Origin of the sequence: Herbidospora solisilvae, assembly GCF_009901565.1 — a bacterium.
In the GTDB taxonomy this organism is placed as follows: domain Bacteria; phylum Actinomycetota; class Actinomycetes; order Streptosporangiales; family Streptosporangiaceae; genus Herbidospora; species Herbidospora solisilvae.
The window spans coordinates 630,861-643,847 of sequence record NZ_WXEW01000003.1 but is presented as its reverse complement, the minus strand read 5'-3'; the positions used below and the strand labels follow the sequence as shown (position 1 = coordinate 643,847).

Below are 12,987 nucleotides of genomic sequence, written 5' to 3'. Positions count from 1 at the left end.
GGATCACCACAACAGCCCATCGTAGATCCCGGCCGTGCCGGTCCCCGAGTCAGCGGCCGACCGCGCGCAGGTTCCTGACCGGGCGGATGGACAGCAGGACGCCGATGCCGGCCAGTCCCGCGAAGAAGCCGGCCCAGATGACTGTCTGGGCGCCGACGGCCTCGCCGACGATCGGGCCGAGGGACTGGCCGATGGGGATGCTCAGGACCGAACCGGCCACCTCGTAGGCGGTGACGCGGTTGAGGACCTCGCCCGGGACCTGGGTCTGGACGCTGGTCGCCCACATCACCGACCAGAAGGCCCAGGCCGCGCCCGCGAGGGTGTAGCCGGTGACGATCACCGGGATGGGGGCGGCCAGGGCGACGACCAGGGGCATCGCCATGAAGGCGATCATCGCCACCGCGCCTGAGAAGAGCGGTCTGACCGGGCGGTAGCGCATGGCCACCAGGCCGCCGACGATGCTGCCGAGGCCCTCGCCCGTGATGGCCATGACGTAGGCCGCGTCGCCGTTGGTCTCGGAGATGACCTGGGCGCCGACCGGCCACATCGGGCCGAACAGGACGATCCCGTAGACCGCCCAGACGAGGATGACCGACCACATCCACGTACGGGACCGGAACTCGGCCCAGCCCTCCCGCAGGTCGCTGATCAGCGAGGTCGCCTCGGTCTTGGTCAGCCGCACCCGCATGGCGAGCAGGCACAGGGCGCTGACCAGGAACGTTCCGGCGTTGATGGCGTACACGACACCGGGGCCGCCGAACAGGACGATCGCGCCGGCGATGCCGGGGCCGACGAGACGGGCCACCGCGTCGGCCACGCGCAGGGTGGCGTTGGCGCGCTGGGGGTCGGCGGCGATCTGCGGGATCATGCTGTTCACGCCGGGCTGGAAGAGCGCCGCCCCGAGGCCGCTCAGGAACGACATCGTGATCAGGAGCCAGAGCGGGGGCTGCCCGGCGAAGAAGGCCACCGCGATCGTGAGCTGGGTGGCGATGCGCAGGACGTCCGCGAAGATCATCATGCGCCGGGCGGTGAACCAGTCGGCCAGCACCCCGCCGAACAGGACCAGACCGCCGAAGGCCGCCATCCACGCCGCCAGGACGACGCCGACCCCGACCGGGCCGTAGATGCCGAGGACGCCGAGCGTCACCGCCACCGGCAACATCGCGTCGCCCATGAGGGCGACCGCCCGGCCGACGAAGTAGAGGGAGAAGTCACGAGACCACAGGCGAGCCGGGGAGAGTACAACCACTCGCCTTAGCCTATAAGGAAAGCTTCCTAACTAATAAGCCTTTTTCGCCTGGTCACAGTGGGTAGCGAGGGCTACTTGTTCGTGCCGCCGAGCTCCCGGCTGCGGTCGCGGGCGGCCTCGATCGCGTCGAGGAAGGCGGCGCGCACGCGGTGGCGCTCCAGTTCGGCGATGGCGGCGATCGTCGTGCCGCCGGGCGAGGTGACCGCCTCGCGGAGGATCACCGGGTGCTCCCCCGAGTCACGCAGCATGATCGCGGCGCCCACGATCGACTGCTTGACCATGTCGAGGGCCGCCGCCCGCGGCATGCCGAGCAGGATGCCCGCGTCGACCATGGCCTCGACCAGGTAGAAGAAGTAGGCGGGACCCGAGCCCGACAGGGCCGTCGCGCCGTCTTGCTGCGACTCGGGGATGCGCAGCACCTTGCCGACCGGCTGGAGCAGGTCTTCGGTCAGCTTGAGGTGCTCCTCCTTGGCGTGGGCCCCGGCCGAGATCACGCTCATCGCCTCGTCGACCAGCACCGGCGTGTTCGACATGACCCGGACGACCGGGATCGGGCCGCCCAGCCGGGCCTGCACGAAGTCGGTGGTGATGCCCGCCGCGACCGAGATGACCAGCCGGTCGGACGGCACCACGGGGGCGATCTCGCGGAGCAGGGTGCCCATGTCCTGGGGCTTGACCGCGAGGATCAGCGCGTCGGCCTGCTCGGCCGCCTCCAGGTTGGTGACGACCTTGACGCCGTAGGTCTCCGTCAGCTGCCTGGCCCGGTCGGGCCGGCGGGTGGTGACCATGATCTGGTCAGCCGCCCGCCCCGCCCGGACCAGGCCGGAGAGCAGAGCCTCACCCATCTTGCCGGTGCCCAGGATCGCGATCATGCGTGGCAGTTTACGGGGTGCGCCTCTTCAGCGTCGCGGCCCCCAGAACCAGGGCCAGCAGGACCGATCCGGCCACCACCGCGATGTCGCGCCAGAAGTCGGAGCCCAGGTCGCCGCTCATGACGGCCAGCTTCATGGCCTCCAGGGCGTAGGACATCGGCAGCACGTTGGAGATCCACTCCAGCACGGTCGCCATCTGGTCGCGCGGCACGATGATCCCGCCGAGGAGGAGCTGCGGGACCATCACCAGCGGCATGAACTGGACCGCCTGGAACTCCGAACGGGCGAACGCGCTGCAGAACAGGCCGAGCGCGGTGCCGAGAAGCGAGTTGAGCAGGGCGACCAGGACCAGCGCCCAGAGGTCTCCCCGCAGGTCGAGCCCGAGCCAGGTCAGCGAGACCGTCAGCGCCAGGGCCACCTGGAGGACGGCGGCGGCGCCGAAGGCGAGGCCGTAGCCGAGGAGGAGGTCGAGCTGGCGCAGCGGGGAGGCCATCAGCCGCTCCAGCGTGCCGGAGGTGCGCTCGCGGAGGGTGGCGATGGAGGTGACCAGGAACATCACCAGGAACGGGAAGATCGACAGCAGGGCGGGGGCCCACTGAGCGAAGACCGGCTCGTTGTCGATCACGTAGTAGAGCAGGATCATGATCAGGCTGGGCACCAGCACCATGAGGGCGACCGTGCGGTGGTCGTTGCGGAGCTGGGCCAGGATCCGGCGGGCCGTGGCGAGCGTGATCATGCCGGCTGCCTCTCTTCGATGAGGCGCAGGAAGGCCTGCTCCAGGTCGGCGGTGTCGGTGCGGGCGCGCAGGCCCTCGGGGCTGTCGTCGGCGAGGATGTCGCCCTCGCGCAGCATGATCAGGCGCTGGCAGCGGGCGGCCTCGTCCATGACGTGGCTGGAGACCAGGATCGTCACGCCGCGCTCGGCCAGGCCGCCGAACAGCTCCCACAACTCCTTGCGCAGCACCGGGTCGAGCCCGACGGTCGGCTCGTCGAGGACGAGGAGCTGGGGCGACCCGAGCAGCGAGACCGCGAGGCTGGCCCGGCTGAGCTGGCCGCCCGACAGGGTGCCGCCCAGTTGGTCGGCGTGCCCTTCGAGGCCGACCTCCCGGAGAACCCGGGCCGGGTCGGTCTTCGGCGCGCCGAGCACGGCGGCGAAGTAGCGGAGGTTCTCCATGACCGACAGATCACGGTAGATCGCCGGGTTCTGGGTGGAGTAGCCGATGAGCCGGCGCAGCTCGGCCGACCCCGCCGGACGCCCCAGCACGGTCACCTCGCCCCCGGCGACGACCTGCACGCCCACGATCGATCGGATCAGCGTGGTCTTGCCGCAACCACTCGGGCCCAGCAACCCGGTGATCTGGCCCTTCGGCACCTCGAACGACAAGCCGTGGAGCACTTCGCGGGCTCCCCGGACGACCCGCAGCCCGGTGACGGCTATCGCGGGTTCAGCAGAACTCATCATGTGATGAAATTAAACCTGGGCCCATACCGGAGTCAACGGGTTACTGAACCCCCGCCGAGTGACGCCCGTCATAGGGGCATGAGAAGGATCTGGCTCGCCACCGCGGCCATGCTCACGGCCGTGATCATGACCGCGGCCTGCGGAAAGGGAGACACCGTGGACAGCGGTTCACCGATCGGTCCCGACCAGCCCGCCACCCCGCCGGCCTCGGCCACGCCGAGCCCCGGGCCGGAGCTGGTGCGGCCCAAGGGCGGCACGGTGGACCCGCGCAAGGTGCCCTGGACCCGCGCCACCCCCGCCGGAGACGGCGTGATGATCTCCTGGAGTTCGGGGGTCGAGCCCTGCTACACCCTCGACCGCGTCGACGTGAAGGAGTCCGACACCGAGGTCACGGTGACCCTCTGGGAGGGCACCACCGATCCCGAGGCGGCCTGCATCCAGATCGCGATCGAGAAGGAGACGTTCGTCAAGCTGGCCAAACCCCTGGCCGGCCGGGAAGTCGTGGATGGTGCCAAGTGAGACTCTTAGTCGTCGCCGCGGCCGTGGCCGCGCTGCTCGTCCCCGCCGCCGCCCCCGCGCAGGCCGGCCCCGGGCCGAAGGTGGTGAAGGTCCAGAAGGGCGCCCTCTCCCCCAAGAAGGTGAAGTGGCTGAGCGCCAAGCCCCACATGCGCGGGGTGCGCGTCGTGTGGTGGTCGGGCGTCGAGCCGTGCACCGTGCTGACCAAGGTCACGGTGAAGGAGACCGGGAAGACGGTCCGGATCACCCTGTACGAGGGCTCGGTCAAGGACGCCGGCATGTGCGTGGCCATGGCGATCAAGAAGGCCACGTACGTGAAGCTCAAGAAGCCCGTCGGGAAGAGGGTGATCCTCGACGGTGCCAGGTAACCCTTAAGGGTCGAATCAGGGATATCCCGGGAACATTCCGCTCGCGCTGAGAGTTGAGCCCACTAGACTCAAGACCGTTGACAGGACAGCGTTTGACAAGGGCTGTCGTACTCACCGAAACTTGAGTCACCACGACTCAACTTTGACTACAAGGACGTACTCATGGCACGTGCGGTAGGTATCGACCTGGGGACGACCAACTCCGTCGTCTCGATCCTCGAAGGCGGTGAGCCCACCGTCATCGCCAACGCGCAGGGCTCCCGCACCACCCCCTCGGTGGTCGCCTTCGCGAAGAACGGAGAGGTCCTCGTCGGCGAGGTCGCCAAGCGTCAGGCCGTGACCAACGTCGACCGGACCATCCGCTCTGTCAAGCGTGAGATGGGCACGAACTGGTCCGTCGAGATCGACGGCAAGAAGTTCACGCCCCAGCAGATCAGCGCCTTCGTCCTCCAGAAGCTGAAGCAGGACGCCGAGGCCTACCTCGGTGAGAAGATCACCGACGCGGTCATCACCGTCCCGGCCTACTTCAACGACGCGCAGCGCCAGGCCACCAAGGAAGCCGGCCAGATCGCGGGCCTCAACGTGCTCCGGATCATCAACGAGCCGACGTCCGCGGCGCTGGCCTACGGGCTCGACAAGGACAAGGACCAGACCATCCTGGTCTTCGACCTCGGTGGCGGCACCTTCGACGTGTCGCTGCTCGACGTCGGCCAGGAAGACGGTCACGGGTTCGTCGAGGTCAAGGCCACCAGCGGTGACAACCACCTGGGCGGCGACGACTGGGACCAGCGCGTCGTCGACGAGCTGGTGACCCGCTTCAAGAACGCCCACGGGGTCGACCTGTCTAAGGACAAGATGGCCCTCCAGCGTCTGCGCGAGGCGGCCGAGAAGGCGAAGATCGAGCTTTCGGCGCAGACCGAGACCACGATCAACCTGCCCTACATCACCGCCTCGGCCGAGGGCCCGCTCCACCTCGAGGAGAAGCTGACCCGCTCCGAGTTCCAGCGCATCACGGCCGACCTGCTCGACCGTTGCAAGGGCCCGTTCCACCAGGTCATCAAGGACGCCGGGATCAAGGTCTCCGACATCGCCCACGTGGTGCTCGTCGGCGGCTCGACCCGCATGCCCGCCGTGACCGAGCTGGTCAAGGAGCTCACCGGCGGCCAGGAGCCCAACAAGGGCGTCAACCCCGACGAGGTCGTGGCCATCGGCGCCGCGCTCCAGGCGGGTGTGCTCAAGGGTGAGGTCAAGGACGTCCTGCTGCTCGACGTGACCCCGCTGTCGCTGGGCATCGAGACCAAGGGCGGCATCTTCACCAAGATCATCGAGCGCAACACGACGATCCCGACCAAGCGCTCCGAGGTCTTCACCACGGCCGAGGACAACCAGCCGTCGGTGCAGATCCAGGTCTACCAGGGCGAGCGCGAGATCGCCGCGCGCAACAAGAAGCTGGCGACCTTCGAGCTCACCGGCATCGCCCCGGCGCCCCGCGGCATCCCGCAGATCGAGGTCACCTTCGACATCGACGCCAACGGCATCGTCAACGTCGGCGCGAAGGACCTGGGCACCGGCAAGGAGCAGTCGATGACCATCACCGGCGGCTCCGCGCTGAACAAGGACGACATCGACCGCATGGTCCGCGAGGCCGAGTCCTACGCCGAGGAGGACAAGCAGCGTCGTGAGGAGGCCGAGGTCCGCAACAACGCCGACTCGCTGGCCTACCAGACCGACAAGTTCCTCCGCGAGAACGACGACAAGGTTCCGGCCGACATCAAGACCGAGGTCACCGAGTCGCTCGCCGAGCTGAAGAAGGCTCTGGAGGGCACCGACGTCCCGGCCATCCGGACCGCCGCCGACAAGCTCGCCACCGTCAGCCAGAAGATGGGTTCGGCGATCTACGCCAACTCGCAGGCCCAGGCAGGTGAAGGCGCCCCCGGCGCCGAGCAGGGTGACGCGGGCAAGGCCGACGACGACGTCGTCGAGGCCGAGATCGTCGACGACGAGCCGAAGCGGGAGGGCGGCGCCAAGTGACCCCGCGTGAGAACGGTTCCGAGCAGGAGCCGGTGATCCGCGACAACCGCAAGATCGACCCCGAGACGCTGGCGGCCCGCGAGAACGCACCGGCCCCCGACGAGACCGCGGCCGACGCCTCCGCCCTGGGCGGGGCGGCCGCGGAGCTCCTGGCCGAGCGCACCGCCGATCTCCAGCGTCTGCAGGCGGAGTACGCCAACTACCGCAAGCGGGTCGAACGCGACCGGATCACGGTCCGGGAGCAGGCCGTCGCGGGTGTCATCAACGAACTGCTGCCGGTTCTCGACGACATCGGCCGGGCGCGTGACCACGGGGAGCTGACCGGTGGTTTCGCCAAGGTGAGCGAGTCGCTCGAAGCGGCCGTCGGCAAGCTGGGCCTGACCTCGTTCGGCACGAAGGGCGACCCCTTCGACCCGACGTTCCACGAGGCCCTGATGCACAGTTACTCGACCGAGGTCACCGAACCGACCTGCGTCGAGATCCTGCAGCCCGGCTACCGGCTCGGCGAGCGCGTCCTGCGCCCCGCCCGGGTCGCGGTGGCCGAGCCGGAGACCGGTGGTGGCGACGTCCTCGACGACGAGCCCGCCGGCGCCTGATTCTCCAGGGAGCCCCCTCCCGCCCCGGACGCGGGAGGGGCACCCATCACATATGTGTCTTTCACGCGGAGGAAGCGTTAGATGAGCACCAAGGACTACCTGGAGAAGGACTACTACGGCGTCCTCGGTGTGCCCAAGACCGCGACCCCCGAAGAGATCAAGAAGGCCTACCGCAAGCTCGCCCGGCAGTACCACCCCGACGCGAACAAGGGCAACAAGGAGACCGAGGAGAAGTTCAAGGAGGTCTCCGAGGCCTACGACATCCTGAGCGACACCAAGCGCCGCAAGGAGTACGACGAGGCCAGGAGCCTGTTCGGCAGCGGTCTCGGCGGGTACGGCCGGGGCGGCCGGCCGGGCCAGGGCCAGCAGGGCTTCGACTTCGGCGACCTGTTCGGCGGCACCGCCCAGGCGGGCGACCGGATCGGCGACATCTTCGGCGGCCTGTTCAACCGCGGCGGCGGCCCGAAGGCCAACACCGCCGGGCGGGCCCGCCGCGGCCAGGACATCGAGTCCGAGGTCACCCTGTCGTTCGCCGAGGCGATCGACGGCACGACCGTCTCGCTGCGGCTGACCAGTTCCTCGGCCTGCCCGGCCTGTTCCGGCACGGGCGCCAAGGCCGGCACCACGCCCCGCGTCTGCCCGACCTGTGACGGCACCGGCGCGGCCAGCCGCAACCTGGGCAACTTCGCCTTCTCCGAGCCCTGCCGCGACTGCCGGGGCCGTGGCCTGCTGGTCGACGACCCGTGCCCGGTCTGCGAGGGCAGCGGCCGCGGCCGCAGCACCCGCACCATCCAGGCCCGCATCCCCGCGGGCGTCAGCGACGGCGGCCGGGTCAAGCTGAAGGGCAAGGGCGCCCCCGGCGAGAACGGCGGTCCCGCGGGTGACCTCTACGTGCTGGTGCACGTCCAGCCCCACCCCGTGTTCGGCCGCAGCGGCGAGAACCTGACGGTCAACGTGCCGGTCACGTTCCCCGAGGCCGCGCTCGGCGCCGAGATCAAGGTGCCGATCCTGCGCGGCATGCCGGTCACGCTCCGCATCCCCGAGGGCACCCCCAACGGCCGCACCTTCCGCGTGCGCGGCCGGGGCGCCCCGCGCAAGGACGGCACGAAGGGCGACCTGCTGGCGACCGTCCAGGTCGCCGTGCCCGAACACCTCGACGAGAAGGCCAGGGCCGCCCTGGAGCAGTTCCGCGACGCGACCGACGGCCACGACCTTCGCGAAGAATTGATCAAGCAGGCCAGAAGCGAGTAGCGCATGGACGCCAATTTCTTCGACCTGTCCGACGAGACGCCCGTCTATGTGATCTCGGTGGCGGCCCAGCTCAGCGGCCTCCACCCCCAGACCCTGCGCCAGTACGACCGCCTGGGCCTGGTCAGCCCCGGCCGCACAGCCGGCCGAGGCCGCCTTTATTCGACCCGTGACATCGTCTTGTTGCGCGAGGTCCAGCGCCTGTCACAGGAAGAGGGCATCAACCTGGCGGGCATCAAACGCATCTTGGAGCTGGAGACCGAGAACCTCCGCCTGAGAGACGAACTGACCCGCATGGCCGCGGAACTCAAGCTGATCCGGGCTCTGGTCAGGTATGAACTCCCACCGTCATAGGTCCAAGCATTTGTCATATGGGGGAAGTGCCCAGCCGCGCCGGCGTCTGGACTGAGGAGCGCAGGGGAGCGAAGCGACCCGGAGCGACGAGGGAAGACGCCGGCTGGAAGCGGCTGGGCCGCCGAGCGAAGCGAGGCAGGTAAACAGGTGGATTACAAACTGACCCAGAAGAGCCAGGAGGCGCTGGCGGGGGCGGTGCGCCGGGCGGCGGCCGAAGGAAACCCCGAGGTGGCGCCGGCTCATCTGCTGACCACGTTGCTGGCGCAGACCGGGGGCACGGCCGTCCCGCTGCTCGAGGCCGTCGGGGCAGACTGGAAGAGCCTGCGCACCCGCGCCGAGGAGATGCTGGCCGCGCTCCCGAAGGCGCAGGGCGCCACGGTGAGCGCGCCGTCGACCTCCCGCCAGTTGCTGACCGTGTTGCACACCGCCGCCCAGCGGGCCGCGCAGCTCGAAGACGACTACGTCTCGACCGAGCACCTGCTGGTCGGCCTCGCCACCGACGGCGGGCCGGTCGCCGACCTGCTGAAGGGCCAGGGCGCGACCGCGCAGGCACTGCTCGACGCGTTCGAGAAGGTGCGCGGTCACACCCGGGTCACCAGTGAGAACCCCGAAGACACCTACCGGGCGCTGGAGAAGTACGGCGTCGACCTGACCGAGCGGGCCCGCCACGGCAAGCTCGACCCGGTCATCGGCCGTGACTCGGAGATCCGCCGGGTGGTGCAGGTGTTGTCGCGGCGGACCAAGAACAACCCGGTTCTGATCGGTGAGCCGGGCGTCGGCAAGACCGCCGTGGTCGAGGGTCTGGCCCAGCGGGTGGTGGCGGGCGACGTGCCGGAGAGCCTGCGGAACAAGCGTCTCGTGGCGCTCGACCTCGGCGCGATGGTCGCCGGGGCGAAGTATCGCGGCGAGTTCGAAGAGCGTCTGAAGGCCGTGCTCAACGAGATCAAGGAGAGCGACGGCCAGGTCATCACGTTCATCGACGAGCTGCACACGATGGTCGGCGCGGGCGCGGCCGAGGGCGCGATGGACGCGGGCAACATGCTCAAGCCCATGCTGGCCCGCGGCGAGCTGCGCATGATCGGCGCGACCACGCTCGACGAGTACCGCGAGCGCATCGAGAAGGACCCGGCGCTGGAGCGCCGCTTCCAGCAGGTGTACGTCGGCGAGCCCACCGTCGAGGACACGATCGCCATCCTGCGTGGCCTGAAGGGCCGCTACGAGGCCCACCACCAGGTCCAGATCGCCGACGGCGCGTTGGTGGCCGCCGCGACCCTGTCCGACCGCTACATCACCGCCCGGTTCCTGCCCGACAAGGCGATCGACCTGGTCGACGAGGCCGCCTCGCGGCTGCGCATGGAGATCGACTCCCGTCCGGTGCAGATCGACGAGCTGCAGCGCATCGTCGACCGGCTCAAGATGGAGGAGCTGGCCCTGGCCAAGGAGACCGACGAGGCGAGCGTGGCCCGCCTCGAACGGCTCCGCGAGGAGCTGGCCAACCGCCAGGAGGAGCTCAACGGCCTGGTCGGCCGCTGGGAGGCCGAGAAGGCCGGCCTCAACCGGGTCGGCGACCTGAAGATGCGCCTCGACGAGACCCGCAGCCAGGCCGAGCGGGCCCAGCGCGACGGCGACTTCGAAGAGGCAGCCCGCCTCATGTACGGCGAGGTGCCGCGCCTGGAGAAGGAGCTGGCCGACGCCATCCAGGCGTCCCAGCGCGAGCAGACCATGGTCAAGGAGGAGGTCGGCCCCGACGACATCGCCGAGGTCATCTCCGCCTGGACGGGCATCCCGGCGGGCCGCCTGCTGGAGGGCGAGACCGCCAAGCTGCTGCGCATGGAAGACGTGCTCGGTGAGCGTCTCATCGGCCAGAAGGCCGCCGTGCAGGCCGTCAGCGACGCCGTCCGGCGGGCGCGGGCGGGCGTGGCCGACCCCGACCGGCCGACGGGCTCGTTCCTGTTCCTCGGCCCGACCGGTGTCGGCAAGACCGAGCTGGCCAAGGCGCTGGCCGACTTCCTGTTCGACGACGAGCGGGCGATGACCCGCATCGACATGAGCGAGTACAGCGAGAAGCACAGCGTGGCCCGCCTGGTCGGCGCGCCGCCCGGCTACGTCGGCTACGAGGAGGGCGGCCAGCTCACCGAGGCGGTGCGGCGCCGTCCCTACACGGTGGTGCTCCTGGACGAGGTCGAGAAGGCCCATCCCGAGGTCTTCGACATCCTGCTCCAAGTGCTCGACGACGGGCGGCTGACCGACGGGCAGGGGCGTACCGTCGACTTCCGGAACACGATCCTGATCCTGACGTCCAACATCGGTTCGCAGTTCCTGGTCGACCCGGCTCTTGAGCCGGGGGCCAAGCGCGACGCGGTGATGGCGGCGGTGCGGGGGTCGTTCAAGCCGGAGTTCCTCAACCGGCTCGACGACGTGATCCTGTTCGACGCGCTCGGCTCCGAGGAGTTGTCGCAGATCGTCGACCTGCAGGTGAACCACCTGGCGCGGCGGTTGTCCGACCGGCGGCTGACGCTGACGGTCACCCCGGCGGCCCGCGAGTGGCTGACCCTGACCGGTTACGACCCGCTCTACGGCGCCCGGCCGCTGCGCCGCCTGGTGCAGTCGGCCATCGGCGACAAGCTGGCCCGCGCGTTGCTGAGCGGGGAGATCCGCGACGGCGACGAGGTGATCGTCGACCTCGACGAGGCCGGCGACACGCTGAGCGTGCGGCCCGGCGCGTAATCAGTTCGCCACGACTGGGACAAGCGGCTCCCGGCTGCGAAAACCCCGCTGCTACGTTCGGCACTCACCGAACTACCGCAAGCAACAGGGGGACGTCGATGCCGACGACACCACGTAGCATCCGGGGGCGGCTCGTCGCCCTGGCGGTCGTCACCGCCGGGGTGAGCTGGTTGTCCGCCGCCGGCCACCAGGCCCACGCCGACGACGGCGTGTGCGTGACCGGTTACCGGGCCGCCGCCAGGACGGGCGCGGTCGCCGCCTCGTTCGTGAAGGGCGCCGCCGACGTCGCGCGGGCGGCGGGCGCGGCCGGCCGGACGGCCCGCGACCTGACCCGCACGGGCGGGTCCGCGGCGATGACCATGGCCCAGGCCGGCCGCCTGGCCGGGGTGCCGTGCGGGCGGGTGGCCCCTGCCGACGAGGTGTCCCGGACCGTCCAGCGTGCCGCCGCCCTGCTCGGGCTGGCAGGCCTGGCGCGGACCGACGGGGTGCTCGGCGTCGCGTCGGGGTCCGCTCTGCCGGGAGTGCCCAACGTGGTGCCTGATCTGTCGGTGCTGCCCGACCTGCCGGGTGTGCCGCCGGTGCCCCGGATGTCGAAGGCGCTGCCGAAGGTGCCGAAGGTGGCCGTTGTGCCCCCCGGGCTCACCGACTCGGTGGGCGGCGTCGTCGACGGAGTCCAGCCGCAGCAGGCCCCCGCGCCGAAGAAGAAGGCCGACGACCTGGGCGTCGGCGGCCTCTCCGGCGTCACCAGGCTCACCGGCGGCCTCCTCGGCGGAGCCCTCCTCCACTGAGGCGGCATCCCGCCACCACTGATCTTGTTTTCCCCTTCGCCTCCGGCCAGCGCTCCCCGAGAGCGGGCGGGCCGTCGACATATGACAACGGGCCGCGAGTGTGCGTACACTCGCGGCCCGTTTCTCTTCGGTCAGGAGGCCAGGGCGTCGAGGTCGTCTTCCGGGAGGCCCAGGTCGATGCGGATGCGGTAGCGCGTGCGCAGCAGCGACTCGCGGAGCGAGTTGCCCGGGGGGCAGGCGGTGACGCCCTCGGTGGCCCATTCGTGGGCTCCGGCCAGGTCTCCGTACGCCGCCAGCGTCTCGGCCACGTTGAGCACGGTCGCCGGGGTGCAGGGCGCGGCGCGCAGGGCCTCGATCACGTCGCGGGCCTCGTCGGGCCGGTCGAGTTCGAAGAGGGTGTCGGCGATGCCGGCCCGGGGGTCGACGTTGACGTCTCCCCCGTCGTCTTCGGCCGCCATGCGGTAGCGGTCGAGCGCCGCGTCGGGGTGACCCGCCTGACGCCATTCCTCAGCGGCCAGGGCCAGGATGTAGGCCCGGGATACCTCGCCCGATTCGTACCCTTGCGCGAGGTCGTCGAGGCGCCTCGCGAGGGCACCGTGGTCGTCGAGCAGCAGAGCCTGTTCGAGCAGACGATCAAGCTGCTCCCGCGTCACATGTGCCACAAGGATGAGGCTAGCGAGCGCGAAGGTTCTTTGCCCGGACAACGGCAGGCATTCCTCCGGCAACGATTCGCGCCAGATCACCTACAGAGCGTGTGTCGTTCCAGCTCATGGGCAT

Annotated in this window: 12 protein-coding genes and 1 pseudogene; 8 read left to right on the top strand and 5 right to left on the bottom strand. The window is 70.0% G+C overall.

Annotated features, from left to right (window positions below):
- Positions 1-49: 49 nt before the first annotated feature.
- The 4 genes from GT755_RS12810 to GT755_RS12795 form a co-directional block, all read right to left on the bottom strand.
- On the bottom strand, positions 50-1,249 hold the full coding sequence (locus tag GT755_RS12810; RefSeq protein WP_328794324.1) for an MFS transporter: 1,200 nt from the start codon (positions 1,247-1,249) through the stop codon (positions 50-52).
- Between the two features lie 71 nt (positions 1,250-1,320).
- A complete protein-coding gene (gene proC / locus GT755_RS12805) occupies positions 1,321-2,121 on the bottom strand; it encodes a pyrroline-5-carboxylate reductase (protein ID WP_202609920.1) in 801 nt (266 codons plus the stop codon).
- Between the two features lie 10 nt (positions 2,122-2,131).
- On the bottom strand, positions 2,132-2,857 hold the full coding sequence (locus tag GT755_RS12800) for an ABC transporter permease (RefSeq protein WP_161479913.1): 726 nt from the start codon (positions 2,855-2,857) through the stop codon (positions 2,132-2,134).
- The gene (locus GT755_RS12795; RefSeq protein ID WP_235966485.1) at positions 2,854-3,579 is read right to left on the bottom strand and encodes an ABC transporter ATP-binding protein; all 726 of its coding nucleotides are present in this window, start codon (positions 3,577-3,579) and stop codon (positions 2,854-2,856) included. Before GT755_RS12795 ends, GT755_RS12800 begins: the two co-directional genes overlap by 4 nt.
- 81 nt (positions 3,580-3,660) lie before the next feature.
- On the opposite strand from GT755_RS12795, the gene GT755_RS12790 reads away from it, so the two are divergent.
- From GT755_RS12790 to GT755_RS12755, 8 genes and pseudogenes are all read left to right on the top strand, one after another.
- Positions 3,661-4,101 (top strand): hypothetical protein, encoded by a 441-nt coding sequence (locus tag GT755_RS12790; RefSeq protein WP_202609919.1) that lies wholly within the window; start codon positions 3,661-3,663, stop codon positions 4,099-4,101.
- Positions 4,098-4,466 carry a hypothetical protein gene (locus GT755_RS12785; protein WP_161479911.1) on the top strand — a complete coding sequence of 123 codons (369 nt, stop codon included), beginning with the start codon at positions 4,098-4,100 and terminating at the stop codon, positions 4,464-4,466. Before GT755_RS12790 ends, GT755_RS12785 begins: the two co-directional genes overlap by 4 nt.
- A gap of 162 nt (positions 4,467-4,628) precedes the next feature.
- Entirely contained in the window at positions 4,629-6,497 is a 1,869-nt protein-coding gene (dnaK, locus tag GT755_RS12780; protein WP_161479910.1) for a molecular chaperone DnaK, read from the top strand.
- On the top strand, positions 6,494-7,093 hold the full coding sequence (gene grpE / locus GT755_RS12775; RefSeq protein WP_161479909.1) for a nucleotide exchange factor GrpE: 600 nt from the start codon (positions 6,494-6,496) through the stop codon (positions 7,091-7,093). The genes dnaK and grpE overlap by 4 nt, the downstream gene beginning before the upstream one ends.
- 81 nt (positions 7,094-7,174) lie before the next feature.
- A complete protein-coding gene (dnaJ, locus tag GT755_RS12770) occupies positions 7,175-8,344 on the top strand; it encodes a molecular chaperone DnaJ (protein ID WP_161479908.1) in 1,170 nt (389 codons plus the stop codon).
- Between the two features lie 3 nt (positions 8,345-8,347).
- Positions 8,348-8,606, top strand: a pseudogene (locus GT755_RS12765) (heat shock protein transcriptional repressor HspR); the annotation flags it as partial.
- Between the two features lie 236 nt (positions 8,607-8,842).
- Positions 8,843-11,422: an ATP-dependent chaperone ClpB gene (clpB, locus tag GT755_RS12760; RefSeq protein WP_161479907.1), complete on the top strand. Its 2,580-nt coding sequence runs from the start codon at positions 8,843-8,845 to the stop codon at positions 11,420-11,422.
- 98 nt (positions 11,423-11,520) lie between these two features.
- On the top strand, positions 11,521-12,210 hold the full coding sequence (locus GT755_RS12755) for a hypothetical protein (protein ID WP_161479906.1): 690 nt from the start codon (positions 11,521-11,523) through the stop codon (positions 12,208-12,210).
- 131 nt (positions 12,211-12,341) lie between these two features.
- On the opposite strand, the gene GT755_RS12750 is transcribed toward GT755_RS12755, so the two are convergent.
- A complete protein-coding gene (locus GT755_RS12750) occupies positions 12,342-12,872 on the bottom strand; it encodes a tetratricopeptide repeat protein (RefSeq protein ID WP_328794323.1) in 531 nt (176 codons plus the stop codon).
- Positions 12,873-12,987: the final 115 nt, after the last annotated feature.

Bases quoted from the DNA above. Each gene is read 5' to 3' on its own strand.
- proC (WP_202609920.1), bottom strand. From the start codon at position 2,121: ATGATCGCGATCCTGGGCACCGGCAAGATGGGTGAGGCTCTGCTCTCC.
- GT755_RS12800 (WP_161479913.1), bottom strand. From the start codon at position 2,857: ATGATCACGCTCGCCACGGCCCGCCGGATCCTGGCCCAGCTCCGCAAC.
- GT755_RS12795 (WP_235966485.1), bottom strand. From the start codon at position 3,579: ATGAGTTCTGCTGAACCCGCGATAGCCGTCACCGGGCTGCGGGTCGTC.
- GT755_RS12790 (WP_202609919.1), top strand. From the start codon at position 3,661: ATGAGAAGGATCTGGCTCGCCACCGCGGCCATGCTCACGGCCGTGATC.
- dnaK (WP_161479910.1), top strand. From the start codon at position 4,629: ATGGCACGTGCGGTAGGTATCGACCTGGGGACGACCAACTCCGTCGTC.
- dnaJ (WP_161479908.1), top strand. From the start codon at position 7,175: ATGAGCACCAAGGACTACCTGGAGAAGGACTACTACGGCGTCCTCGGT.
- GT755_RS12755 (WP_161479906.1), top strand. From the start codon at position 11,521: ATGCCGACGACACCACGTAGCATCCGGGGGCGGCTCGTCGCCCTGGCG.